Below are 23,049 nucleotides of genomic sequence, written 5' to 3' on the forward strand. Positions count from 1 at the left end.
CCGCGCCGGCACGGCACGGCCCTGTCTCTAGCTCCGGGGCGACCCGGGTGTACTTATTCTACTGGGCAGGTGTTGTCGCTCATGTAGTCGTGTACGGCCAGTTCACCGGACGCGATGGCGTCTTTTGCCATGTCCACTTTCGCTTTCATGTCCGCAGACACGAGGGAAGCGTTGTGCTCGTCCATGGCGTAGTCGATGCCGCCGTTGGCCACACCCATCACGTTGAAGCCGGTTTCCAGGTCAACGCCTGCCTTCATGGCTTCGTAAACCGCGTTGTCTACGCGCTTCATCATGGAGGTCAGAACTTTGCCGGAGTGCAGGTGGTTCTGGTTGCTGTCCACACCTACAGACAGGATGCCTTCATCCGCTGCGGTCTGCAGAACACCAACACCGGTGCCGCCAGCCGCTGCGTATACAACGTCCGCGCCCTGTGCGATCTGTGCTTTGGTCAGCTCAGAGCCTTTTACCGGGTCGTTCCATGCGGCAGGGGTGGTGCCGGTCATGTTCTGGATCACGGTGGCGTCTGGGTTCACAGCTTTCACGCCCTGAACGTAGCCACAGGCAAACTTACGGATCAGCGGGATGTCCATGCCGCCGATGAAGCCCACGGTGCCGGACTTGGACGCTTGCGCGGCCATCATGCCAACCAGGTAGGAACCTTCGTGCTCGTTGAACACCACGGAACGCACGTTTGGCGCGTCTACAACCATGTCGATGATGGCGAATTTGGTGTCTGGGTAGTCAGGCGCAACTTCGCTCAGCACGTTGCCGAAAGCAAAGCCGGTCATCACGATTGGGTTTGCACCCGCTTCTGCAAAACGACGCAGAGCCTGCTCACGCTGAGCTTCGGACTGCAGTTCGATTTCGCGGAAGGTGCCGCCGGTTTCATCCGCCCAACGGGTCGCGCCACCAAAGGCCGCTTCGTTGAAGGATTTGTCGAATTTGCCGCCGAGGTCAAAGATCAGCGCTGGCTCTGCCAGAGCTGCGCCTGCGGACAGGGCTGCGGCTGCGGCTGCGCCGAGGAATTTGTGCATGAGGCTCATAAATGTCTCCCATATATTGAGCGGGTCGGTCGTTGTTTTGGCGAGCTGCCGTCCCGTCTGTTGTTTAGATCCCGCCGGATCATCGTGTTACTAAGGCGATTGAGACCGTTAGCGTCAACGATTTTTTGACCGTTTGGGCAAAAATGACCGTTCTCGAATCACACCTATGACTACCTTAACGCCTTTTTCATAAGGCTGGCAGTGATTTGCTCTCCGTCCGGTCTGCTGTAGTAGCCAGGCCGCTCACCGCAGATTTCGTAGCCCGCCCGCTGATAGAGCGCAAGCGCCGCTGCGTTGTCTTGCGCGACCTCCAAAATCGCCCAACACGCTCCGCGTGTTTTTGATTCGGCTTCGAATTGACTCAATAAAATAAGGCCCAGCCCCTTGCGCTGGTGGTGCGGGTCCACCGCGATGGTCAGCAACTCCGCCTCATCCGCGATCACCCGGCCCAAAGCGAACCCTACGTCACCTTCGATGGCAAAGGTCAGGCGCGAGCCCAACATGTCTGAAATTTCAGCAGCACTCCAAGCGCGGCTGTGGGGAAAAGCCGCTGCATAGATCGCCGCCATCGCCTCTGGCGTCATGGCAGGATCACCGGTGCCGGATCTTTGGGCGGGGCCGCGTCTGCTGGCTTGATGTACAGCGGGGCAGGGCGCGGCGGGTTGTCTTGGTACCGTTGCGCCGCCAATCGCGCGATCTGTTCCACGAGACTCGTGGCTTCTGGCGTTTCAAGCGACGTGTTTTGCGCGATCTGCGCAAGCTCGTCTTCGGAGGCCAAATAGGGCGTGCCGCCTTTCGGAAACAAATACCCTTGTCCACGGGGGGCGCCAACCATGGCCACACCGTCGCCACTCAATCCGGCTTCAATCGCATCAAAGCTATTCACGCCAACGGCCGGAATGCCCAGCCCGAGCGCCAGCCCACGCGCTGCGGACACCGAAATCCGAATGCCGGTAAAGTTGCCCGGCCCAACACCCACGCCAATCGCATCCAGATCGGCAAAGGTTTTGCCACCTTCGGCCAAAACCTCTTCCAGCAGCGGCATCAGCCGTTCAGCCTGTCCGCGCTTCATCTCTTCTACCTTGCGCGCGATGATCTCATCTCCGCACAGCAAAGCGGCCGCGACATGCGCGGCCGATGTATCAAAACTCAGAACCAGAGGGTTGGTCATGCCTGTGGCTTATACCGCAACAGGGCGCACTTCGGTCACTTCAGGGATGTAGTGACGCAGCAGGTTCTCGATGCCCATTTTCAGGGTCAAAGTGGAAGAGGGGCAACCGGCGCAAGCGCCCTGCATGTGCAGGTACACAACGCCGCGATCAAACCCGTGGAAGGTGATGTCGCCACCATCCTGCGCCACAGCCGGACGCACGCGGGTGTCCAGCAGCTCCTTGATCTGACCCACAATCTCACCGTCTTCGCCGGTGTGCTCAGCGTGGCCGGATGGCGCCGCAGCATCGCCCGCCAAAACCGGCTGGCCGGACTGGAAGTGCTCCATGATCGCGCCCAGAATGGACGGCTTGATGTGGTCCCACTCAATGCCGTCGGCTTTGGTTACGGTGACAAAGTCATTGCCAAAGAAAACGCCAGCCACACCGTTTACCGCAAAGATGCGGGTCGCCAAAGGAGACGCCGACGCGCCGTCTGCGGTCGGGAAATCGGCGGTGCCAACTTCCAGCACGGTCTGGCCGGGCAGAAACTTCAACGTGGCGGGGTTTGGTGTGGATTCTGTTTGAATGAACATTGGCAGACCTTTCCTATCGGGAATTGATATGCGCCTGCGCATGGCATTAGTCAAGGTTTAGATTCATTCTAAACTGAGGTTTGCCTGGATGGGCCTTTAGGTCACAGCTTCAAGCTGCTCCTTGGTCAAATCACCGGGTACCACCGTGATCGGCACCGGAAGGCTGCCGGAGTTGCGCGACAACTGAGACACCAGAGGACCAGGCCCCTTGCGGTCATTGCCCGCGCCCAGAACCAAGACACCGATCTCTTCGTCTTCTTTGATCTCCGCCAGGATCTCGTTCACCGCCTCGCCCTCACGGATCTTCAACTCCGGATCGACCCCCTGCCGGTCCCGCATCCACTTGGCAAAGACCTCGTAATGCACCTCAATCCGCTCGCGGGTTTCCTCGCGCATCAAGTCGCTGACGCCAATCCAGTGGTTGAATTCTTCCGGCGGAATGATTGACAGGATTTTGACACCACCACCGGTACGTGCGGCCCGCATCGCTGCAAACCGCATCGCATTCAGACATTCCCGGCTGTCATCCAGCACCACGAGAAACTTGCGCATAAGGCCCCTCCGTTTCCGCGATCATGCCGCCTAGCGCCTTGGCGCGCAATGTTTCTTTCTGTCGCGTTACGCGGAGGCCGCGGCCCAGTCCCAGTACATCTCGCGCACACGGCGTGTCATCGGACCAATCTGATACTGGCGCTCCTCAAAAGCTTTCACCGGCGTGACCTTGTTCATATTGCCAGACAGGAACACCTCGTCCGCCTCTTCAAAGTCGCCATAGCCCAGGATGGTTTCATGCACGGTCACGCCATCTGCGCGCAGGTTCTCGATGTGGCGCGCGCGGGTGATGCCCGCCAGGAAGGTGCCATTTGGAATTGGTGTAAACACTTCGCCATCGCGCACCATGAACACATTGGCGGTGGCGGTTTCTGCCACATTGCCCATCGCGTCACAGGTCAGCGTGTTGTTGAACCCTTTGGCGCGGGCTTCGCGCAACATGCGCGCGTTGTTGGGGTAGAGGCAGCCCGCCTTGGCATTCACCACAGCGCTTTCCAAAACCGGACGGCGGAACTGGGTTTTACACAAAGATACAGCCGCATCCGGCGATGCCATAGGGATTTCCTCCAGACACACCGCAAAGCCTGTGGTGTCCGCGCTTGGCACAATCGCGGTGGCGTCGCCATCCAGTCCCCAATACATCGGGCGGATATAAACCGCCGCGCCCGGCGCGTAAGCTCTCAAACCCTCTTTTACAATCTCAACCATATCGTCGGTGGAGACTGTTGGCGTGAGCATCAGGGCCTCTGCCGAGCGATTGGTCCGCGCGCAATGCTTGTCCAGATCAGGCGTCAGCCCGTTCACTAGGCGTGCCCCGTCAAACACGTTGGAACCCAACCACGCGCCATGATCGGCGGCGCGGATGATCGACAGATCCCCGTCATGCCAAGAGCCGTTGTAATAGGTGCGGATGTTCGTGCCGGTCGCCATGGCGCAGGTCCTTTTGCTGATTTGAGCGCGAGACTAGGCCGCGCTTGCCGCAACGTCCAGTGGGTCGCCGCAGGAAGGAACGCGACGTATCGGCCCAAGCAAAAAGGCCGCAGGAAAATCCCGCGGCCTTGAATGCATTTTGATGGAGAAGCGCTTACTTCAGGCGCTGACCGTTGGCCAGAACCTGACCTTTGTCGTTGACTTCGATCTTGGAGACCAGCGTGTCGTCACCGTCACCTGGCTGGGTGAACATACCCATCATCATACGCGCGCCCATGGCCTGATCTTCTGGCAGCAAACCCATGGAGATCAGCTTGTCCATCAGGCCGTTCACACCAGCGATCTTGATGTCGAGACTGCCTTCAGGACGAGGCAGACCGTCAAAGCTCTCCAGATCGGTGTTGTCGAAGGTGAAGCTGCCCGCGCCTTCCACGGCGGCACCGGCCAGGTTCAGCTGGATGTCGTTGATGCTCAGGGAGTTCAGCTCACCCGGGATTTCCGGGCTGTCTTCGTCCAGTGTCAGGATGTCCATCGCCACGGTGGCCAGACCGCTCACGTCCACAATCAGGTTGGCCGGATCACGCGGCAGCACCTGACCGGGGTCAAACATGCCCCACAGCATCTCGGACACGCTCAGGTCCAACAGTTTCACAGTCAGGCCAAAGTCCTGCTGTTCCTCGGAGGCGGCCAGCGGCACAGAGAAGCCATAGCCCATCTCGCCAAAGCTCACATCAATCGGCAGCGGGAACTCGCTGCTGGAGATGTTCACGGCCACGTCTGAAATGGTGCCGTCATAGGCCATAATGTCGCTGTTCATCTCGACACCCACCACGCCAGCGCCGCTGGTGTAGGACATCGCTACAGGGTCACCACCGTCCATTGCGTTCATGTTGAAGGTCGAGGACTCCAGCGCGTAGCTGCCATCCACAGCAAATCCGTCGGCAAAGAATGCTGCGACGTCCTCACCGTATTCGCCGGTTGGCATGCTGGCGGTGCCGTCGAGTTTCAGGCCTGCAACGGAGAGGTTCACGTCAAAGGCATCACCGGACTCCGGGTCGGTGCCTTTGGCCACGAGGCTCACATTGCCAACGGTGCCGGTTTGAACGCTCTTGATCACGTCGCCAAACGTGGTCTGCGACCGGCCAGCCAGATCGGCCATGGTCAAGGCAATATCCATGTCCGGCACGGTCTCGCCGTCCACCACAATGCTGTCCACGGTCAGGTCCAGTTTGCTGGCGGCATAGTCATAGACCATGGCGTCAACGGTGCCGGACACGATGTTGTTCATGTCGGCAGAGCTCATGGTCAGGGTGATTTCGACGTTTTCATCGTCCTCAACCACATTGACCTTGATCGGTGCGTTTTCTGGCAAAAGCACGCGCACGGTGCCGTCGCCAACGTTCTCAAAGGACATGGTGCCCATGTCGATGGCCACGGTCACATCCTCTTCAGGAACCGCCACGGTCATCACCAGATCGTTCACGCTCAGCACGTCGCCACTGGTGCTTTCGTTTGCGGTGATCTCGTAGCCAAAACCGGTCATTGAGTCGCGCCAGCTGCCCCAGACTTCCTCTGCGGTGACATCTGCCCAGGCTGCCTGAGCGCAAAATACCGTGGCCAAAGCCGTGGTCGTGAAAATGCGGGGTGCTGAAATCTGCATCAACTTATCTACCTTTTCAAAGCCTTCCCCCTAAGACTGGGTCTTCGGTGGGGCAGGGTCAAGGGTCAAACCGGCGGGTTTTTTAGCTTGGGGTAGACGCCTCGCCACGATCGCCTTACTTCAAGGGAAATCAAACATTCCAAAGGGTTGTTTGCTGACACTTGTCGGCAAAAATCAGCCTCCCGCCGCCAAATCCGGGCCTTTGCCCAAAGTGAGACAGACATGATTGACCTGACCAAAGACAAAAACGGCCTCTGGGTGGTGACCATCAACCGGCCGGAAAAAGCCAATTCCCTGACCGAAGCCATGCTCACGGAGCTTGCCGAAATCGCCGAGTCGGCCCGGGACGCCCGCGCTTTGATCTTCACCGGCAGCGGCAAGGTCTTCTCCGCTGGTGCCGATCTGGACGAGGCCCGTGCTGGCCTGGCCACCAGCCCGGTTTGGGAGCGTTTGTCCGGCGCTGTCGTCGCTTTGCCGGGCCTGACCATTGCGGCTCTAAACGGCACTTTGGCGGGGGGTGCCAACGGTATGGCCTTGGCTTGTGACATCCGCATCGCGGCACCACACGCCAAGTTCTTCTATCCGGTGATGAAACTTGGCTACTTGCCGCAGCCCTCTGATCCGGCCCGCCTGGCTGCTTTGGTCGGCCCCGCCCGCGCCAAACTCATGTTGATGGGGGGACAGAAACTCACAGCCGAAGAGGCGCTCACCTATGGTCTGATCGAGCGCATCGTGCCCGCAGAAGACGTTGTCACCGTAGCGCGAGAAATTGCGGCGGACACTTTGGCCGCCAAACCGGAGATCGCATCCGGCATCAAGCAAATGTGCCTCTAACTACCCAGTTTCCCGCATGTATCATTTTGGTCATGTTTTTGGACCAATTTGTGCGGGCGCTTGACCCAAAGGCACCTCTGTCGCACAACGCCCGCGCCGGTGTGGCTGGCCACGCTTGCCCATCACCGGCGCCAGTGTCCACGGTGTGAGGGTCTCATGAGCGAAGATCAGTTGATCGCGCAGCTGCGCAAAATTGTTGGCAAACGTCACGTCCTGACCGGCGCACGCCGCACGCAGCGTTTCCGCAAGGGTTTCCGCTCCGGCGAAGGTGACGCGCTCGCCGTGGTGCAGCCCGCGACCCTTCTGGAGCAATGGCAGGTGCTGCAAGCCTGTGTGACGGCAGACAAAATTGTCATCATGCAGGCCGCCAATACCGGCCTGACCGAAGGCTCCACTCCCAAAGGCACCTATGACCGCGAAGTTGTGTTGATCAACACCCGCCGCATGGATGACATCCAACTCATCAAAGACGGGAAGCAGGTGATTTCCTTCCCCGGTTCGACACTGTTCAAGCTGGAAAAGCTGCTCGCGCCCATTAGCCGTCAGCCACATTCCGTGATTGGTTCTTCTTGCATTGGCGCTTCTGTGGTGGGCGGTGTGTGCAACAACTCCGGCGGCTCGCTTGTGGAACGTGGTCCCAGCTACACCGAACTGTCCGTCTTTGCACAGATCACCGAAGCGGGCGAGCTGCAATTGGTCAACCATCTCGGCATTGATCTCGGCAGCACGCCAGAGGAGATCCTGACCAATCTGCAATCTGGCAACTTTACCGCTGAAAACATCCACGACGACAACCGCCGCGCTTCTGACACCGACTACGCCCGTCGCGTTCGGGATGTGGACGCCGACAGCCCGGCGCGGTTCAACGCCGACAAATCCCGCCTTTATGAGGCCGCAGGCTGTGCCGGAAAACTTGCCGTCTTTGCGGTGCGTTTGGACACCTATGCCAAGAACGACGCGGAAAAGACCTTCTACGTGGCCGCCTCGGATACCGCCGCGCTGGGCACCCTGCGCCGTCGCATTCTGAAGGATTTCAAAACCCTGCCGGTCAGCGCCGAGTACCTGCATGAGGACGTGTTTGATCTCTCCGATGTGTATGGCAAAGACACGATGGTGATGATCGACAAACTGGGCACAGACCGTTTGCCGACGTTCTTTGCCATTAAAGGCACGGTTGATGCCCGCCTGCAAAACGTGCCGGGTCTGACGCATTTCACCGATAAGTTCATGCAGTTCGCCGCCCGCCTCTGGCCTAACGTGGTGCCCAAACGCATGCGCGCCTTCCGCAAAGCCTACCCGCACCACCTGATCCTGAAGATGCGGGACGGCGGCATCGACGAGGCCCGCGCGCTCCTGACTGAAATGACCACCAACGGCGCGCTCGACTTCTTTGAATGTGACGACCGCGAAGCCAAAATGGCCGGTCTTCTTCGTTTTGCCGCCGCTGGTGCCGCCGTGCGTTACATGAATGTGCACAGCGCAGAGGTCGAAGACATCATCGCGCTCGACATTGCCCTGCGCCGCAATGATGAGGATTGGTTCGAAACCCTGCCCAAGGAGATCGACGATCAACTGGTCAGCAAGCTCTACTACGGCCACTTCATGTGCCACGTGCTGCATCAGGACTACATCGTGAAAAAGGGTTGCGATCCCAAAGCGCTCAAAGCCGCTATGCTGGAGATCCTCGATCAACGCGGCGCTGAATATCCCGCTGAACACAACGTTGGCCACCTTTATGCGGCCAAACCAGACCTGGCGGCTTTCTACAAATCCGTCGACCCGACCAACAGCCTGAACCCCGGCATCGGGAAGATGTCCCGCAACAAACACTACAGCTGAATTCAGCGCTTTCGTCGCCCGCCCGGCGTTTTGGAGTGAAACCCCGGCGGGCGCTTGCTGACCCAGGTGATAAACTTGGCCAGTCTTGGATGTCTCTGCAGCATCTCAATCGAGTTATAGACCTGCGCCAGCTCGGTCTCCGTCAATGTGGCGTGGATTTCATTGTGGCAAATCTGGTGTAGCAGCACGGTTGGCCCGCCTTTTCCTCCGCGCAATCGTGGGATCAGGTGGTGCTTAGATTGCCGCGCCTCGGGTGGAATGGGGCGGCTACAGAGCGGGCAAATCGGGTCGCGCGTCACATCTGATGCCGCATCTGCCACGTTTTTCCCCCCGTTTTTGATTGAGTTACCAAGGCACGCAAGGCAAGAGGATACCCAAAGCGCCCATTTCAGCAAGTGGACCTCTCATGGACGGCACAGCCTTACTCAACTCAGCCCTCGAACAGGTCGACCGCCTGTGGGGCATTGCCCAGGGCTGGCTGCTTAGCCCCGCCGCCTGGTCCCAATTTGGCCTGCTGCTGGTGGCCTACCTTGCCGCGCTCTATGCCAGCCGCAAGCTGCACCCGCTGCTGGATCGCTGGCTCACCCCGCCAGAAGGCCAGGACAGCTACATCGCCCGCGCCCGCCGCTTTGTGTCGATGTTCCTTCCGCTGCTGCTGCCTCTTCTGGCTTATGTCTTCATCGGCATTGGCGAAAACGTGACCCGCTCGCTGTTTGGCTCCGGCGCGGTGATTGCCTTTGGCAAACGGGTATTCCTGTTCCTCGCCGTGCGCATTCTGGTCAAGGAGATCATCGCTGATCCGGTGATGAAAGTGCTGGGGCGCTACCTGCTTGTGCCCGTCGCTGGCCTCTATGCGCTGGGCATTCTGGACGAGGTCATGGCCTATCTGGACGCCACAGTCGTTCCACTGGGTAACCTCTCCTTCTCTGTGCTGTTTGCCATCCGCTTTGTTGTTGTGGCGAGCGCGATCTTCTGGCTTGGCCGTTGGTCCAACGAGCAATCCAGCCAGTTCATCAAGAAACAGGACGAGATGCGCCCTGCCATGCGCGAGCTCATCGCTAAGACATTGGAAATCGGCATCTTTGGTGTCGCCTTCCTGTTGGTGATGAACATCATGGGCATCAACCTCACCTCCCTCGCGGTGCTCACCGGTGTGATTGGTGTGGGCCTTGGTTTTGGCCTGCAAAAGATTGCGTCGAACTTCATCTCCGGTGTGATCCTGCTGCTCGAAGGGCAGGCCACGGTGGGCGACTATGTCGAGCTGGACGGCGGTGAGGCTGGTACCATCATCAAAATGACCGCCCGCGCCACCATTTTGGAAACCTACGATGGGCGCTGGATTGTGGTGCCCAACGAGGATTTCATCACCACCCGCGTGGTGAACTATTCTGACTCTGGCTCTGCCAACCGCTACGAGGCGCCGTTCTCGGTCAGCTACGACACGGACATCAACAAAGTGCCGGACATCATCGAGGCGGCGGTGGCCAAACACCCCGGCGTGCTGTCTGAACCGTTCCCGCCAGATTGCGAACTTCGTGGCTTTGGCGACAACGGTGTGGATTTTGCCGTGGAGTTCTGGGTCGAAGGCATCGACGATGGCCGCAACAAGTTCACCTCTGATGTGCTCTTCCTGATCTGGAACGCGCTCAAGGACGAAGGCATCACCATTCCATATCCGCAGCGTGTGGTGGAACTCAAAACGCCTCTGCCTGCATCGTTGCCAACCGCGTGAGTGATGCGCTGATTATAGGCGCTGGCCCCGCTGGCCTTATGGCCGCTGACGTGATCTCCGCGGCGGGTCATTCGGTTGTGGTGGCCGAGGCCAAGCCTTCGATCGCGCGCAAGTTCCTGATGGCGGGCAAGTCCGGCCTCAACCTGACCAAGGACGAGCCGTTTGAGACCTTCCTGAGCCATTACCATGAGGCCGCCCCCACTCTGCGCCCGATGCTGGAGGCCTTTGGCTCCAAGGATGTCACCACCTGGGCCGAAGGGCTGGGGCAGGAGATGTTCACCGGGTCATCTGGGCGTGTCTTTCCCAAAGTCATGAAAGCCTCGCCGCTCTTGAGGGCCTGGCTCTCACGTTTGTCAGATCAGGGCGTGGAAATCCGCACCCGCTGGCGCTGGACGGGCGGCAGCTACTGTTTTGACACACCGACCGGCCAACAAGAGATCAGCCCCAAGGTCTGCGTTCTGGCCTGCGGTGGTGCCAGCTGGGCGCGACTTGGTTCCGATGGCGCTTGGGCTGACTGGTGCAAAGCGCCTCTCGCGCCTTTCAAACCCGCCAACATGGGCTTTGAAGTCGACTGGTCGCCGCATATGGCGCGCCACTTCGGCACACCGATCAAAAACGTCACACTCACCGCGGGCGATGCCTCCCTGCGCGCAGAGTTTGTCCTCTCTGAACGGGGCCTTGAAGGCGGCGGTATCTACGCCGTCTCCCGCCCCATGCGTGACGGGGCTACGCTCACGCTCGACCTATTGCCGGACATGACCGTCGCAAACATCCGCGCCCGCCTGTCCCGCCCCAAAGGCAAAATGAGCCGCGCCAACTTCCTGCGCAAAGCCCTCAAACTCTCACCGGAGAAACAGGCCCTGTTGATGGAGTTTGGCCAGCCGCTGCCAGAGGACTTGGCGCCACTTATCAAGGCTTTGCCGGTAGTCCATGCTGGCCCACGCCCAATGGACGAGGCGATCAGCACCGCAGGCGGCCTGCGACTTGATGCTTTGGACGAAACCCTCATGCTCAAAGATCACCCAGGCACCTTTGCGGCGGGCGAAATGCTGGACTGGGAGGCACCCACCGGTGGCTACCTCCTCACCGCCTGCCTCTCCACTGGCCGCTGGGCCGGCTTAGGGGCCACCAACTGGCTGACACGCGCCCCCTAGCTTTCTCATTCCCCAAATATCCCGGGGTGAATTGGCCGCAGGCCAAGAGGGGCTGGCCCCTCACTTTTTCTTCGGCAACAGCCGCTGAAACGCCTCACGCCCCCGCGTGACCTTGATGTAGCCAAGCAGCTCTTCATTGTCGGTTGGAAAGCCCTCAAACTTGGCCCAAGTCGCGCAATGGGTCAGGATGATATCCGGCACGGTCATCTCTTCGCCCATCAGATAGGTCCCCTGCCGACGCCGCAGCACGTTTTTGAGCCCACGGCTGTATTCCCACATCAGCGTCTCTTTCACCGCAGGCACCTTGCGCTCGTCTGGCAGGATGAAGTTGTGACGGCTCGCGGTCCAAAGCGCCGCTTCAATCTCATCCAGGATCTGCTGCGTAAAACTGTCCTGATGCGCCCGCGCGATGGTGCCAGCCGGGTAGGTCAGCGCGCCATGTTTATCCGCCAGATAAGTCAGGATTGCGGTGCTGTCGATGATCGCCGCATCACCATCTTTCAGAATTGGAATTTTGCCAGAAGGGTTGAGCGCGCTCACCACCTCGGAATGCGGCTTTTCCGGCGACAGCTTGTAAGGCTGGCCCAGTTCTTCCAACATCCAAACCACCCGGAACGCGCGGCTGGTGGGGCTTCCGATCACTTCATACATGGCATCCTCCCTGCTCATTGAGGGGAGACTGCCCGCCGAACTCTCATGAAACAAGCGCCGCGTGCTGTCGTGACGCCTCGTCGCGCGTTACCGCCCGCGCTGGCCCAGCATCGCCAGCCGCAAGAACAGCCGCTCCACCAGCGCCATCTCCGGCGCGCGCTGTCCGGCGGACCGCAGCTGCAAGTCGGTGTCGGTCAGGCCGGTCAGCGCCTGCTCCAGCTTGGGCGCGCCCCAGCTCGACGCCTGCCGCACCATGCGATCCCGGCGGGGTCCAAAGATCGGCGGGCGCATTCGGGCAATCCCTGCGGCTGCTCCACCGGGGTCCGCCGCCGCGCCATAGAGCGCCCGGAAATGCCGAGTGGCCGAGATGATCAGCAAAACAGGGTTCACACCTTGTGCTTCCAGCTTGCGCAGCACCGGGCCAATCTCCCGCGCACGCCCTTCGGCCACGATGTTCAAAATGTCATCCAGCGCCGCCTCGGTGGACACAGGCGCACAGGCTGCCACATCCTCGGAGGTCACCGGCAGGTCATCTTTGAACTTATAAAGCGCTAGCTTTTCACAGGTCTGCCGGAAATCGCCGGGGTCCAGCTCGCGCGCCAGATTGAACAGGTCGGTCATCGCCTCATGTTCAACATTGCCCAGCCCGGCGGCCTTCAAATCGGCCTCGATTTCTTCACGGCTGGGTGGATCGTTGTAAATCCCGACCGCATAGGCATTGCGATGGGTTTCAAATGCCTTGCGCATCTTGGAGCTGGCTTTGAGTTGCCCGGCGGTCACCACAATCTGCGCATCACCTTCGGCCCAGTCCTCCAACGCGCTCAGAATCGCCGGAGCACCAGCGTCCGTCGCACCTTCGACAAAAACCACGCGCGGTCCGGGGAAGAAGCTCACTTCTTTGATGGCATCCAGCACCGCGGCTTTGTCTTTGCGCAAATCCGCGCCGGGGATGCGCGTCAGCCGCATTTCCTCTTCGCCCTGTGGGCCAATCAAAGCGGCAATCACCTCTTGGCGTTTTAGCGCCACGCGCATCGCGTCCGGCCCGTAGATCAATAGGCCGGTGCGATCCGGTTCCGGATTGCCGAAGTAACGATTGGCGTCACGCGCAGAAAGCTTCATGCCGCCTCAGACACCGCATAGGCCTGCAGATCGACCACAATCCGATCCGCCAGGATCACCATCAGCCGCTCATAGGCGTCATCGCGCGCCGCCAGTTCGGATACAGTGCTGCCGCTCGCGGAATAGCTGGTGAAGCTCGACACCTTGCCGGTGGTCAGCACTTCTTTGTTGTCCATCCCGCGCAACGCATAAGTCACCGAGCCCACCACGTCATAGCGGTTGGTCACTTGCGCCGAGGTCCGGCCGACACCCTGCTCATCCAGGTTCATCGCCAGAGACAAGCCAAACTGCGGCGCGCCACCGGGTTGCCCCAAACGGTTCTCCAGCTCGCGCACCAACAGGTAGCTTTCATTGGCCTTGGGCTCATCCACCAGCACATTGTTGAGCAGCATCGACGCCGCCCCATCCGTGCCATAGACGGGCTCAAATCCACAGCCGCTCAGGGAGGTGCCCCCCAACGCGGCTGCAGACAACAAAAAGAAGCGGCGGTTAAACGACGACATTCACAATCCGACCGGGGACAACAATCATCTTCTTGGGCTGGGCCCCATCCAGCGCTCGGACAACAGCTTCATGCGCCAGCGCCAGCTTTTCAACCTCTTCTTTTGGCAGGTCTTTGGCCACGGTGATCTCGCCGCGACGTTTGCCGTTGATCTGGATCGGCAAGGTCACGTTGGCCTCAACCAACATTGCCTCATCGGCCACTGGCCATGGCGCGTTCACGATCAGGCCTTCGCCGCCTTGGTGTGCCCAGATGTCTTCCGCGAGGTGTGGTGTCATTGGCGACATCAATTGCGCCAAGGTCATGATCGCCGCGCGCTTGGCGGCTTTACCCGCCTTGGACTTGGCGATGGTGTTGGTGAAAGCATAGAGCTTCGCGATGGATGCGTTGAAGCCAAAGCTTTCCACACCCAGCGTTACGTCGCGGATCGCCTTGTGGGTCTCGCGCAGCAACTCGTCGTCTCCTTGGCCCTTGGCACCGTCTTCCATCTCGCCAATCTTGTCACAGAGGTTCCAAACACGGGTCAGGTGCTTGTAAGCCGCTTCCGCACCGGAGGCGGTCCACTCCACATCGCGCTCGGGCGGGCTGTCAGACAGCACAAACCAACGCGCGGTGTCGGCGCCAAAGCTTTCGATGATAGTGACTGGATCCACTACATTCTTCTTGGACTTGGACATCTTTGCAGAAGGAATTACTTCCACAGGCACTGTCACGGGTTCACCGCCCACAGTTATTTGTTCACCCGCAACAGTCGCGCTTTCCTCGACAAATGGTGAGCCGTCTTTCCAAATAATGTCTTCCGGCAGGTGATAAACAGGACGCCCGTTTGAACCAGTGGTTTGGTAGATTTCGTGGGTCACCATGCCCTGCGTGAACAGCGCGTCAAACGGCTCTTTTGCACTTTCCGGCAGGTGGCCACAAATGTGCATCGCCCGCGCAAAGAAACGCGAATAGAGCAGGTGCAAAATCGCGTGTTCAATACCGCCGATATACTGATCGACGTTCATCCAGTATTCGGCATCCGCCATGGAGGTCGGTGTGTCGGCCTTTGGCGCGGTGAACCGTGCAAAGTACCAGGAACTGTCCACAAAGGTGTCCATGGTGTCGGTTTCTCGCTTCGCAGGCGCACCGCAATTCGGGCAGGAACAATCACGCCAGCTTGGGTGACGGTCGAGCGGGTTGCCGGGCACCGAGAAATCAATCGCCTTGCCGTCTTCATCGTAGGGCAGGGCAATGGGCAGGTTCTCTTTCTTCTCCGGCACCACGCCGCAGTCATTACAATGCACCACCGGAATCGGGCAACCCCAATAGCGCTGACGGCTCAGGCCCCAGTCGCGCAGGCGGAAGTTGGTCACACCTTTGCCCCAACCGGCTTTTTCGGCAAAATCGATGGTCACATCGATGGCTTCCTGACCGGTGGCCTCATCCAGACCAGCAAAATGGTTCACCCATTTCACCTTTTCTTCTTTGCCCGGCACAAACGCGGTGTTTTCCACCGGTGTCTCGTCACCAATGGCAAAGAAAGTGTCCACGACCGGCAGGTCATATTTGCGGCAGAAGTCCAAATCCCGCTGGTCATGCGCCGGGCAGGCAAAGATCGCACCGGTGCCATAGTCCATCAGAATGAAGTTCGCGATCCAAACCGGTAGCTCCCACTCAGGGTTCAGCGGGTGCTTCACACGAATGCCGGTGTCATAGCCCAGCTTCTCGGCAGTCTCGATCGCCTCTTCCGTCGTGCCGCCTTTGCGGCACTCCGCCACAAACGCCGCGACCTCAGGATTCGCCGCTTCCAATTCTTTGGCAATCGGGTGATCCGGCGAAATTCCCACAAACGACGCGCCCATCAGCGTGTCGGGACGAGTCGTATAAACGGTGATCGCCTCGCCGCCATCCTCACGTTCAAAGCCAAACTCCAACCCGCGCGACTTGCCGATCCAGTTTTCCTGCATCAAACGTACTTTCGCAGGCCAGTTGTCCAACCCGTCCAGCGCGGTCAGCAACTCGTCGGAATAGTCGGAAATCTTGAAGAACCACTGCGTCAGCTCGCGCCGCTCCACCAGCGCACCAGAGCGCCAGCCGCGACCGTTCTCCACCTGCTCGTTGGCGAGCACGGTCATGTCGACCGGGTCCCAGTTCACCACCGCATTCTTGCGGTAAACCAGACCTTTCTCAAGGAAATCAAGGAACAACGCCTGCTGCTGCCCGTAATAATCTTCGTCACAGGTGGCAAACATGCGCGACCAGTCCAGCGACAGCCCCAAGGGCTTCATCTGCTCAACCATCGTGTCGATGTTGGAGTAGGTCCAATCCTTCGGGTGGCCGCCAGAGGCCATCGCCGCGTTTTCCGCTGGCATGCCAAACGCGTCAAACCCCATCGGGTGCAACACATTGTGCCCGGTGGAGATTTTGTAGCGCGCGATCACGTCCCCCATGGTGTAGTTGCGCACGTGCCCCATATGCAGCTTGCCGGACGGGTAGGGGAACATCTCCAGCACATAGTACTTGGGCTTGCTCTCATCCCGAACGGCCTTGAAGGTCTCGGTCTTGGCCCAGGCCTCTTGCCAGCGGGCTTCAATCTCTGCGGGGCTATAGCGCGACATGCGGTGGCACCTTTTCATTTATTCGTGTCAGCCACTTCAAAAGCGTGGCGCGGGTTGCGCAAGGTGATAGGCCGCCCGCGCGCCTTGGTCCAGTCACAAGCGCCGCAATTTGACCTATCACATGGCTTACGGTGGCCTATTTTCGCGCTATACACCTCTAACAAGAATATTTGAGACAGGTTGTTGGCGTGAAAATCCTCTTCATTCACCAGAATTTCCCCGGACAGTTCAAACATCTGGCACCGGAGTTGGTTGCGCGCGGCCATGACGTGCGATCAATCACCCTGCGCGCCAAACAACGTGGCACCTGGCAAGGGGTGGAACTCTACCCCTATCAAATCAAACGCAAACCGGCGCAGGGCTTGCACCCGTGGATGGTGGATTTTGAAACCAAAGTCCTGCGCGCCGAAGCCTGCTACGCCGCCGCGCGCAATCTCCGCGATCAGGAAGGCTACACGCCGGATGTGATTGTCGCCCATCCGGGCTGGGGTGAGTCGATGTTTTTGCGCGATCTCTGGCCCACCGCACGCATTGGTCTCTATTGCGAGCTTTATTATGCGCTTCATGACTCCGACACGCATTTTGATCCGGAATTCCCCAAGCGCAATGCCGACACTGATTCCATCCGCCTGCGGCTGAAGAACCTCAACAATATGATGCATCATCAGTCTGCGGACCTTGGCATCAGTCCAACCCATTTTCAGGCGAATACCTTCCCGCCGGAATACAAAGACATCATCAGCGTGATTCACGACGGCATCGACACCGACGTGGTGAAGCCGAATCCGGACGCCTCACTTGCTTTGGAGGATGGCACGGTTCTGACCCGTGAGGACGAGGTCATCACCTTTGTGAACCGCAACCTGGAGCCCTACCGCGGATACCACGTCTTTATGCGGGCGCTGCCGGAATTGCTCAAACAGCGCCCCAACGCCCGTGTGCTTATCGTTGGCGGGGATGAGGTGAGCTACGGTGCGGCCCCACCGAAAGGCCAAACCTGGAAGCAGATCTACATCGACGAAGTGCGCGGCAAAATTTCAACGCCCAACTGGGAGCGCGTACATTTCCTGGGCAAAGTGCCCTACGACCAGTTCCTCTCCATGCTGCAAATCAGCAAGGCGCATGTCTATCTGACCTATCCCTTTGTACTCAGTTGGTCGCTCATGGAGGCCATGGCCATTGGCGCGCCGATTGTTGCCAGCGATACCGCCCCTGTGACCGAGGTCATCACCCACGGTGAAACCGGCCGCCTGTTCCCCTTCTTTGAAGGCGAACGCATGATCGAAGAAATCTGCACCGTGCTGGATGATCCCGACATGTGCGCCGAGATGGCCAAAGCCTCCCGTGCCTATGCCGTAGAGAACTATGATCTGCAAAGCTGCTGCTTGCCCAGGCAACTGGAGTGGATTCAGAAGCTGTACGATATGCCCCCGGGCGCGTTGCGCAGCTGAATCAAAAAAGCCGCAGTCCCAAAACTGCGGCTTTCGAAAATTCCTGGGCGTCAGGTCAGATCTTGCGATCTGCAATCCGGATCTGCCGCGCTCGCGTGAGAATCGCATCCTCAACCGCGCGCGCCGTGCTTTCCGGCACCGCCCGTCCGCCGCTGGATTGCAGCGCCACATTCAGAGAGCGCGCGTCGAGTGAAGAATCACGGATATAAATTGTGGCGCGGTAGGACCGCCCACCGCCCGGAGGGGTGCCATAACCGGTGGAGATCACGCCGCTGAACGGGTCCACGGTCTGAATCGGCAGGAAGTCCAGAACTTCCATCGACGCCGCCCAGAGGTATTTGTTCACCCGAACGGTCTCATCTGAATTGTCCGGACCAAAGATGTCCCAGATGGTCTCACGTTCCTGACTGTATTCGGTGGTGCGGCCGTCTGCCAAAAGGCCAGTTGGGTTTTTGTCCCGGTTGCCGCAGGCGCTGAGAGACAGCGCAGCAACAAGAGCGGCCAGCAGGACGGGGCGACGGTGAAGTTCCATAAAACTGCCTCAAGACGTGGTTTGTACCCGTCCTAGCCAACCACTGGGCGTTGGGCAAGAGTCTTGCGCTATATATAAGGGGGAGCCTCACGCGGCAGTGAAATGGCGCAAGCCTGCGGATTGGTTAATGTATCGGCGGTTTTTTGCTTGGGAAATCCGACTGTGACATGTCTGCACCACGTCTGGTCATCTTCTCTTAAACCTTCGCGCCGTGCTTGCCAAAACACCCCGAAAAGAGCGAGAGACTACGGCATACCCAATCAGGGATTCTCCGGGTTGGGCGCATGAATTGGAAATCCGAGGGAAAAATCATGAAAAAGATTCTCTTCGCTTCGACTGCACTGATCGCAACCGCGGGCATGGCAGCAGCAGAACTGACCTGGTCCGGCTCCGGCCGTTTGGGTGTTGTATATGACGAAGGCAACGTGAACAACGACACCGTTCTGGATCACCGCTTCCGTCTGACCGTGAACGGCGTTACCGAAACTGACGGTGGCGTTAAGTTCGAAGGCCGTATCCGTTGGCAGGCTGACGACGCCGGCAACAACGGTGCAGGCGCAACCGGCGGCGCAGGCGCAGCTGGCTTCGCAGTATCCACCGGCGGCTTCCGCGTTGACGCGGGTCACGTTTCCGACGTATTCGACTCCGGCGACGTTGTGAACTGGGGCGGCTACGGCGTTGGCTACACTGGTTTCCTGGACCAGGCAGCAAACTTCTCCGGCTTCGAAAAGCGTGGCTTCGGCAACACCGGCCGCAGCGTTCAGACCATCAAAGCTCTGTACTCTGTAGCTGACTTCACCGTAAACGCGTCCTACACCCTGAACGACACCAACATCGCGGGTTCTGACGAAGCATGGCAGATCGGTGCCGGCTACAGCTTCGGTGCACACCGCATCGGTGCAATGTACGGTGACAACGCTTCCGCAAACGCCAACGCTGGTTCCCAGTGGGCGATCGGTGCTGACGGCTCCTTCGGCGACTTCTCCTACGCTGTTCTGGTTGGTGACAACGACACCGTTAACGACACCATGTACGGTATCTCCGGTGCATACGCTGTTTCCGCAGCTGGCTCCATCTCCGCATTCGTATCCGGTGGCGGCGGCGCAGCCCTCGACACCTCCTACGGCATCGGCTACAGCCACTCCCTGGGTGGCGGCGTTTCCCTGGCAGCAGGCGTTGGTTCCAACTCCGCTGGCAACACCCAGGCAGACGCAGGCGTGACCTTCAGCTTCTAATAGCTGATAGACGTCAAGTCTTTGGGGCGGGCTCGCAAGAGCCTGCCCCTTTCTTTTTGTGCAAAACCATGGTTTTTGCGGGGGCAGTACCAACAGAAGGCCTGCCCATGTCGCTCTCCGAAATTCAAAGCCGCATTGCCAAAGCTGAAACCGCCGCCGGGCGTCCCGCTGGCGACACCAAACTGATCGCGGTCAGCAAACGCCAGCCCGATGACGTGGTTGAGGCGGTGCTGAAGCAAGGCCACCGCTTGTTTGGGGAAAACCAGGTGCAGGAAGCCGCTGGCAAATGGCCGACCTTCCGCGAAACCTATCCGGATGCCGAGGTGCATCTGCTGGGGCCGTTGCAAACCAACAAGGCCCGTCAGGCGCTGGGTCTGTTCACCGCCATCCACTCACTTGACCGCCCCAAGTTGGCCAAAACCCTGGCTCGTCTCGCGCAGGAAGAAGGCACTTGTCCCGAGCTGTTCATTCAGGTCAACACCGGCGAGGAAGAGCAGAAATCCGGCGTGCTGCTGGCGGATGTGGACAGTTTTGTCGCCGACTGCCGCGCGATGGACCTGCCGGTTGTCGGCCTGATGTGCATCCCGCCTGTGGATGAAGAGCCATCTTTGCATTTTGCGCTGCTTGCCAAACTGGCCGCCCGCAATGGTCTTGCTGGTTTGTCTATGGGCATGAGCGGTGACTACGAACGCGCCGTGGCGCTCGGCGCCACCCATTTGCGGGTCGGCTCTGCAATTTTTGGCGCACGCGATTACTAGTTAGGTTTCACGATCACTCGCGTGCCCGGCGCTGCCCGGGGCGCGATCCAGTGTAAGTGCCTGCGATCAAAAGCAATACAGCCTTCGGTCGGATAGCCTGGCCGCCGCCATTGATGCAGGAAAATGGCCGATCCTTTGCCGGCCTGCGCCTGCGGCCAGTTCCAATCGGTCAGCAGGATCACATCATACAGCGGATCCGCCCGTCGCAGTTTTTCATGGCTCGGACCATATGGCGCGCGCACCATCTGGTTGTAGTCCAGATCCTCGGAGGCATCGGACCACAGATCATCCTTGCCAATGGCCGTGGCCCAGGGCGCAGGCTGCACAAGTCGGTCGGCGCGATAGAGCAGGCCGGTAATCTGATGCACGCCAACCGGCGTCGCGCCATCCCCCTCACGCTTGTCTCTTCGGATGCCGCCTTTGCCAATGCTGCAGGGGAAATACCGCCCCATAAAGCGCACCCCGCGCGGGGTCAGAACCAGATCATGTGGGCTCACAGCATATGTCCTGACTTCTGCGCTTTGGTCGCCAAATACGCCTGATTGTGCGCATTCTCGCCCACTTTCAGCGCCACCCGCTCCGCGACCGCCACTCCGGCATTTTCCATCATGGCAATCTTGCGTGGGTTGTTGGTCAGTAAACGCACAGAGGAGAACCCCATCTCCTGCAGGATTTTGGCCCCAATCCGGAAGTCGCGTTCATCATCCTCAAAGCCCAAACGGTGATTGGCCTCTACCGTGTCAAACCCCTGATCCTGTAGGGAATAGGCCCGCATTTTGTTCGCCAGGCCAATGCCGCGGCCTTCCTGGTTGAGGTACAGCAATACGCCGTTGCCCTCAGCCCCCATGTGCCCAAGCGCTGCGTGCAACTGCGGACCACAGTCACATTTTAAGCTGCCCAGCACATCCCCGGTGAAACAGGCCGAATGCAGCCGCGCCAGCACTGGCGCGTCTCGATCTGGTCGACCGATCTCAATCGCGTAGTGCTCCGCTCCGCCGTCTTCAGGCCGGAAAATATGCAACCGCCCTGCCTCGGCTGCCGCCATGGGCAGGCGCGCGTGCACCACCGGATGCAGGGGGCTGGTGGCTGCCAAATGTGGGGCCGCCAATGCAGATGGGATCACCGTCAGCCCATGTTCCAAGGCAAAATCACCTGCTGCGCTCAGTTCCACGGTCAACGCCGCAGGCAACAACTGCGCCGACTTCACCAGCTTCACCGCCGCGCGGTGCAACTCCGCGTCGCCGGTACGCGCGGTGGCCAGCGGGCCTTTCATCGGTGTCTTCAGATCATCTTCCGGGCTGACAATGCCTTTGATCCAGTGCAGGTCTGCATCAATAGGCAGCGCCACCCGCGCAATATCGCCGTCATAGGCCCGCGCCTTGAGCGTCTCCGCTCGCCGCGCGGTCAGCGTCAGATCCGGTGTCGCCCCCAGCGCCCGCACATCCGCCAGCCGTTCAGCGGTGAGCGTTTCTGCAGCCAGCACCAGCAAAGGCGTCCCGGTACCGGTCAGCACAATTGGCACACCCATGCGCAGATCTGCCCGCGCGCGGGCCAATCGCTCGATAATGTCAGGGGCAAAACTCATGCGAACCTCAGTCTTCAGCCAATCCCATGTAGCCTCTTCTGCAGCAATATGAAACATTTGGTGGTGCTGAAACACGAGGGCGTGAGCAGATTGCAGCAATTCTTGTTCTGGCCGTGAAGTCCCCTCACATGGCTACCAAGCAACGCATTACGGAGAGACGCACATGGCACAGTTGAAAAAGATCCTGCTGGTAGATGACGACGAAGATCTGCGCGAGGCGCTCTCGGAGCAACTTGTGATGACCGAGGATTTCGACGTGTTTGAAGCCGGCAACGGCGCTGAGGCCATGGGCCGCGTCAAAGAAGGTCTCTATGACATCATTATCCTGGATGTGGGCCTGCCGGACACCGATGGTCGTGAGCTCTGCCGTCTGATGCGCAAACAGGGCGTGAAAAGCCCAATCCTGATGCTGACCGGTCACGACAGCGACGCGGATACGATTCTGGGCCTCGATTCGGGTGCCAACGATTACGTGACCAAGCCCTTTAAGTTTCCCGTCCTGCTTGCGCGGATTCGTGCGCAGCTGCGTCAACATGAGCAGTCCGAGGACGCGGTATTCCAGCTTGGGCCATACACCTTCAAGCCCTCCATGAAGCTCCTGATCCGCGAGGATGAAAGCAAGGTGCGGCTGACCGAAAAAGAGACAAACATCCTGAAGTTTCTCTATCGCGCTACCGAAGGTGTTGTGGCCCGCGATGTGCTGCTCCACGAAGTCTGGGGGTACAACGCTGGTGTCACGACCCACACGCTGGAGACCCACATCTACCGCCTGCGTCAGAAGATCGAGCCGGATCCCTCCAACGCCCGCCTGCTGATCACAGAGTCCGGTGGCTACCGCCTAGTGGCATAATCTTGCCGATTTCTCCGTGCCGCCCTTTGGAACCGGCGCGGAGATACTAAATATGTTACGTTGATGTGGATCAAAGCAATATCTGAGACACATCATTTACAAGTGACCTAAGAGTTCCCGCCCATGTCCGGGTAATGACATGAACCTCCCTGTTGGACTGGCCCGAGCTCCGGCTCGGGCGCTTTTTTCTCCCGCATCTTACATTCCCCCAAATGCGCAGGATTTCGCATTGGCACTCTGCGCCCACATGGCTAGGGTCGCGAGGAGAACAAAACGGG

At 59.3% G+C, this 23,049-nt stretch carries 23 protein-coding genes; 8 read left to right on the forward strand and 15 right to left on the reverse strand.

The window, feature by feature from the left end; genetic code table 11:
- Window positions 1-53 precede the first annotated feature (53 nt).
- From SIB92_RS17955 to SIB92_RS17985, 7 genes are all read right to left on the reverse strand, one after another.
- Window positions 54-1,043 (reverse strand): BMP family lipoprotein, encoded by a 990-nt coding sequence (locus SIB92_RS17955; RefSeq protein ID WP_294115992.1) that lies wholly within the window; start codon window positions 1,041-1,043, stop codon window positions 54-56.
- A 170-nt stretch (window positions 1,044-1,213) separates the two neighbouring features.
- A complete protein-coding gene (locus tag SIB92_RS17960; RefSeq protein ID WP_412553330.1) occupies window positions 1,214-1,612 on the reverse strand; it encodes a GNAT family N-acetyltransferase in 399 nt (132 codons plus the stop codon).
- An 11-nt stretch (window positions 1,613-1,623) separates the two neighbouring features.
- Window positions 1,624-2,214: a tRNA (adenosine(37)-N6)-threonylcarbamoyltransferase complex dimerization subunit type 1 TsaB gene (gene tsaB, locus SIB92_RS17965; protein WP_412553331.1), complete on the reverse strand. Its 591-nt coding sequence runs from the start codon at window positions 2,212-2,214 to the stop codon at window positions 1,624-1,626.
- 9 nt (window positions 2,215-2,223) lie between these two features.
- Window positions 2,224-2,787, reverse strand: a complete 564-nt coding sequence (locus tag SIB92_RS17970; RefSeq protein WP_412553332.1) for a NifU family protein — start codon at window positions 2,785-2,787, stop codon at window positions 2,224-2,226.
- A 96-nt stretch (window positions 2,788-2,883) separates the two neighbouring features.
- Window positions 2,884-3,339, reverse strand: coding sequence for a universal stress protein (locus SIB92_RS17975; RefSeq protein ID WP_294115998.1), 456 nt, complete (start codon window positions 3,337-3,339; stop codon window positions 2,884-2,886).
- Between the two features lie 66 nt (window positions 3,340-3,405).
- The gene (locus SIB92_RS17980; protein ID WP_412553333.1) at window positions 3,406-4,269 is read right to left on the reverse strand and encodes a branched-chain amino acid aminotransferase; all 864 of its coding nucleotides are present in this window, start codon (window positions 4,267-4,269) and stop codon (window positions 3,406-3,408) included.
- A 154-nt stretch (window positions 4,270-4,423) separates the two neighbouring features.
- Complete coding sequence (locus SIB92_RS17985; protein WP_412553334.1) at window positions 4,424-5,929, reverse strand: DUF2125 domain-containing protein; 1,506 nt, start codon at window positions 5,927-5,929, stop codon at window positions 4,424-4,426.
- 222 nt (window positions 5,930-6,151) lie between these two features.
- Between SIB92_RS17985 and SIB92_RS17990 the strand changes: the two genes are divergently transcribed.
- Window positions 6,152-6,763: an enoyl-CoA hydratase/isomerase family protein gene (locus tag SIB92_RS17990; RefSeq protein WP_412553335.1), complete on the forward strand. Its 612-nt coding sequence runs from the start codon at window positions 6,152-6,154 to the stop codon at window positions 6,761-6,763.
- Between the two features lie 156 nt (window positions 6,764-6,919).
- Entirely contained in the window at window positions 6,920-8,602 is a 1,683-nt protein-coding gene (gene dld, locus SIB92_RS17995; RefSeq protein WP_412553336.1) for a D-lactate dehydrogenase, read from the forward strand.
- Window positions 8,603-8,604: 2 nt separating this feature from the next.
- Here the strand turns inward: dld and SIB92_RS18000 are convergent, their stop codons facing one another.
- Entirely contained in the window at window positions 8,605-8,922 is a 318-nt protein-coding gene (locus tag SIB92_RS18000; RefSeq protein WP_412553337.1) for an HNH endonuclease, read from the reverse strand.
- Window positions 8,923-9,008: 86 nt separating this feature from the next.
- Between SIB92_RS18000 and SIB92_RS18005 the strand changes: the two genes are divergently transcribed.
- Together SIB92_RS18005 and SIB92_RS18010 are read left to right on the forward strand one after the other, a co-directional pair.
- Window positions 9,009-10,334 (forward strand): mechanosensitive ion channel family protein, encoded by a 1,326-nt coding sequence (locus SIB92_RS18005; protein WP_412553338.1) that lies wholly within the window; start codon window positions 9,009-9,011, stop codon window positions 10,332-10,334.
- Window positions 10,331-11,488, forward strand: a complete 1,158-nt coding sequence (locus SIB92_RS18010; protein WP_412553339.1) for a TIGR03862 family flavoprotein — start codon at window positions 10,331-10,333, stop codon at window positions 11,486-11,488. The genes SIB92_RS18005 and SIB92_RS18010 overlap by 4 nt, the downstream gene beginning before the upstream one ends.
- Before the next feature lie 60 nt (window positions 11,489-11,548).
- Here the strand turns inward: SIB92_RS18010 and SIB92_RS18015 are convergent, their stop codons facing one another.
- The 4 genes from SIB92_RS18015 to leuS form a co-directional block, all read right to left on the reverse strand.
- Window positions 11,549-12,139 (reverse strand): glutathione S-transferase family protein, encoded by a 591-nt coding sequence (locus tag SIB92_RS18015; RefSeq protein ID WP_412553340.1) that lies wholly within the window; start codon window positions 12,137-12,139, stop codon window positions 11,549-11,551.
- Window positions 12,140-12,226: 87 nt separating this feature from the next.
- Window positions 12,227-13,258 (reverse strand): DNA polymerase III subunit delta, encoded by a 1,032-nt coding sequence (holA, locus tag SIB92_RS18020; RefSeq protein WP_412553341.1) that lies wholly within the window; start codon window positions 13,256-13,258, stop codon window positions 12,227-12,229.
- A complete protein-coding gene (gene lptE / locus SIB92_RS18025; protein WP_412553342.1) occupies window positions 13,255-13,761 on the reverse strand; it encodes an LPS assembly lipoprotein LptE in 507 nt (168 codons plus the stop codon). The genes holA and lptE overlap by 4 nt, the downstream gene beginning before the upstream one ends.
- Window positions 13,748-16,360: a leucine--tRNA ligase gene (gene leuS, locus SIB92_RS18030; protein WP_412553343.1), complete on the reverse strand. Its 2,613-nt coding sequence runs from the start codon at window positions 16,358-16,360 to the stop codon at window positions 13,748-13,750. Before leuS ends, lptE begins: the two co-directional genes overlap by 14 nt.
- A gap of 188 nt (window positions 16,361-16,548) precedes the next feature.
- On the opposite strand from leuS, the gene SIB92_RS18035 reads away from it, so the two are divergent.
- On the forward strand, window positions 16,549-17,811 hold the full coding sequence (locus SIB92_RS18035) for a glycosyltransferase family 4 protein (protein WP_412553344.1): 1,263 nt from the start codon (window positions 16,549-16,551) through the stop codon (window positions 17,809-17,811).
- 55 nt (window positions 17,812-17,866) lie between these two features.
- Here SIB92_RS18035 and SIB92_RS18040 read toward each other — a convergent pair whose 3' ends face one another.
- The gene (locus SIB92_RS18040; RefSeq protein WP_412553345.1) at window positions 17,867-18,343 is read right to left on the reverse strand and encodes a DUF3576 domain-containing protein; all 477 of its coding nucleotides are present in this window, start codon (window positions 18,341-18,343) and stop codon (window positions 17,867-17,869) included.
- Between the two features lie 311 nt (window positions 18,344-18,654).
- Here SIB92_RS18040 and SIB92_RS18045 point away from each other — a divergent pair, with 311 nt between their 5' ends.
- The gene (locus SIB92_RS18045) at window positions 18,655-19,578 is read left to right on the forward strand and encodes a porin (RefSeq protein ID WP_412553346.1); all 924 of its coding nucleotides are present in this window, start codon (window positions 18,655-18,657) and stop codon (window positions 19,576-19,578) included.
- A 107-nt stretch (window positions 19,579-19,685) separates the two neighbouring features.
- Window positions 19,686-20,336, forward strand: coding sequence for a YggS family pyridoxal phosphate-dependent enzyme (locus SIB92_RS18050; protein WP_412553347.1), 651 nt, complete (start codon window positions 19,686-19,688; stop codon window positions 20,334-20,336).
- Here the strand turns inward: SIB92_RS18050 and SIB92_RS18055 are convergent.
- Both SIB92_RS18055 and ribA read right to left on the reverse strand, forming a co-directional pair.
- Window positions 20,333-20,833, reverse strand: a complete 501-nt coding sequence (locus SIB92_RS18055) for a L,D-transpeptidase family protein (RefSeq protein ID WP_412553348.1) — start codon at window positions 20,831-20,833, stop codon at window positions 20,333-20,335. The genes SIB92_RS18050 and SIB92_RS18055 overlap by 4 nt on opposite strands.
- Window positions 20,830-21,921 (reverse strand): GTP cyclohydrolase II, encoded by a 1,092-nt coding sequence (gene ribA / locus SIB92_RS18060; RefSeq protein ID WP_412553349.1) that lies wholly within the window; start codon window positions 21,919-21,921, stop codon window positions 20,830-20,832. The genes SIB92_RS18055 and ribA overlap by 4 nt, the downstream gene beginning before the upstream one ends.
- Before the next feature lie 163 nt (window positions 21,922-22,084).
- Here ribA and SIB92_RS18065 point away from each other — a divergent pair, with 163 nt between their 5' ends.
- Window positions 22,085-22,771, forward strand: a complete 687-nt coding sequence (locus SIB92_RS18065) for a response regulator transcription factor (protein WP_294116027.1) — start codon at window positions 22,085-22,087, stop codon at window positions 22,769-22,771.
- Window positions 22,772-23,049: the final 278 nt, after the last annotated feature.

The sequence above is a fragment of the Shimia sp. MIT1388 genome (assembly GCF_047124445.1).
Lineage (GTDB): Bacteria > Pseudomonadota > Alphaproteobacteria > Rhodobacterales > Rhodobacteraceae > Shimia.

What these genes read in the sequence shown, in the direction of transcription:
- SIB92_RS17955 (WP_294115992.1), bottom strand. Translation starts at nt 1,043, where the DNA reads ATGAGCCTCATGCACAAATTCCTCGGCGCAGCCGCAGCCGCAGCCCTG.
- SIB92_RS17960 (WP_412553330.1), bottom strand. Translation starts at nt 1,612, where the DNA reads ATGGCGGCGATCTATGCAGCGGCTTTTCCCCACAGCCGCGCTTGGAGT.
- tsaB (WP_412553331.1), bottom strand. Translation starts at nt 2,214, where the DNA reads ATGACCAACCCTCTGGTTCTGAGTTTTGATACATCGGCCGCGCATGTC.
- SIB92_RS17970 (WP_412553332.1), bottom strand. Translation starts at nt 2,787, where the DNA reads ATGTTCATTCAAACAGAATCCACACCAAACCCCGCCACGTTGAAGTTT.
- SIB92_RS17975 (WP_294115998.1), bottom strand. Translation starts at nt 3,339, where the DNA reads ATGCGCAAGTTTCTCGTGGTGCTGGATGACAGCCGGGAATGTCTGAAT.
- SIB92_RS17980 (WP_412553333.1), bottom strand. Translation starts at nt 4,269, where the DNA reads ATGGCGACCGGCACGAACATCCGCACCTATTACAACGGCTCTTGGCAT.
- SIB92_RS17985 (WP_412553334.1), bottom strand. Translation starts at nt 5,929, where the DNA reads ATGCAGATTTCAGCACCCCGCATTTTCACGACCACGGCTTTGGCCACG.
- SIB92_RS17990 (WP_412553335.1), top strand. Translation starts at nt 6,152, where the DNA reads ATGATTGACCTGACCAAAGACAAAAACGGCCTCTGGGTGGTGACCATC.
- dld (WP_412553336.1), top strand. Translation starts at nt 6,920, where the DNA reads ATGAGCGAAGATCAGTTGATCGCGCAGCTGCGCAAAATTGTTGGCAAA.
- SIB92_RS18005 (WP_412553338.1), top strand. Translation starts at nt 9,009, where the DNA reads ATGGACGGCACAGCCTTACTCAACTCAGCCCTCGAACAGGTCGACCGC.
- SIB92_RS18015 (WP_412553340.1), bottom strand. Translation starts at nt 12,139, where the DNA reads ATGTATGAAGTGATCGGAAGCCCCACCAGCCGCGCGTTCCGGGTGGTT.
- holA (WP_412553341.1), bottom strand. Translation starts at nt 13,258, where the DNA reads ATGAAGCTTTCTGCGCGTGACGCCAATCGTTACTTCGGCAATCCGGAA.
- lptE (WP_412553342.1), bottom strand. Translation starts at nt 13,761, where the DNA reads ATGTCGTCGTTTAACCGCCGCTTCTTTTTGTTGTCTGCAGCCGCGTTG.
- leuS (WP_412553343.1), bottom strand. Translation starts at nt 16,360, where the DNA reads ATGTCGCGCTATAGCCCCGCAGAGATTGAAGCCCGCTGGCAAGAGGCC.
- SIB92_RS18040 (WP_412553345.1), bottom strand. Translation starts at nt 18,343, where the DNA reads ATGGAACTTCACCGTCGCCCCGTCCTGCTGGCCGCTCTTGTTGCTGCG.
- SIB92_RS18045 (WP_412553346.1), top strand. Translation starts at nt 18,655, where the DNA reads ATGAAAAAGATTCTCTTCGCTTCGACTGCACTGATCGCAACCGCGGGC.
- SIB92_RS18050 (WP_412553347.1), top strand. Translation starts at nt 19,686, where the DNA reads ATGTCGCTCTCCGAAATTCAAAGCCGCATTGCCAAAGCTGAAACCGCC.
- ribA (WP_412553349.1), bottom strand. Translation starts at nt 21,921, where the DNA reads ATGAGTTTTGCCCCTGACATTATCGAGCGATTGGCCCGCGCGCGGGCA.
- SIB92_RS18065 (WP_294116027.1), top strand. Translation starts at nt 22,085, where the DNA reads ATGGCACAGTTGAAAAAGATCCTGCTGGTAGATGACGACGAAGATCTG.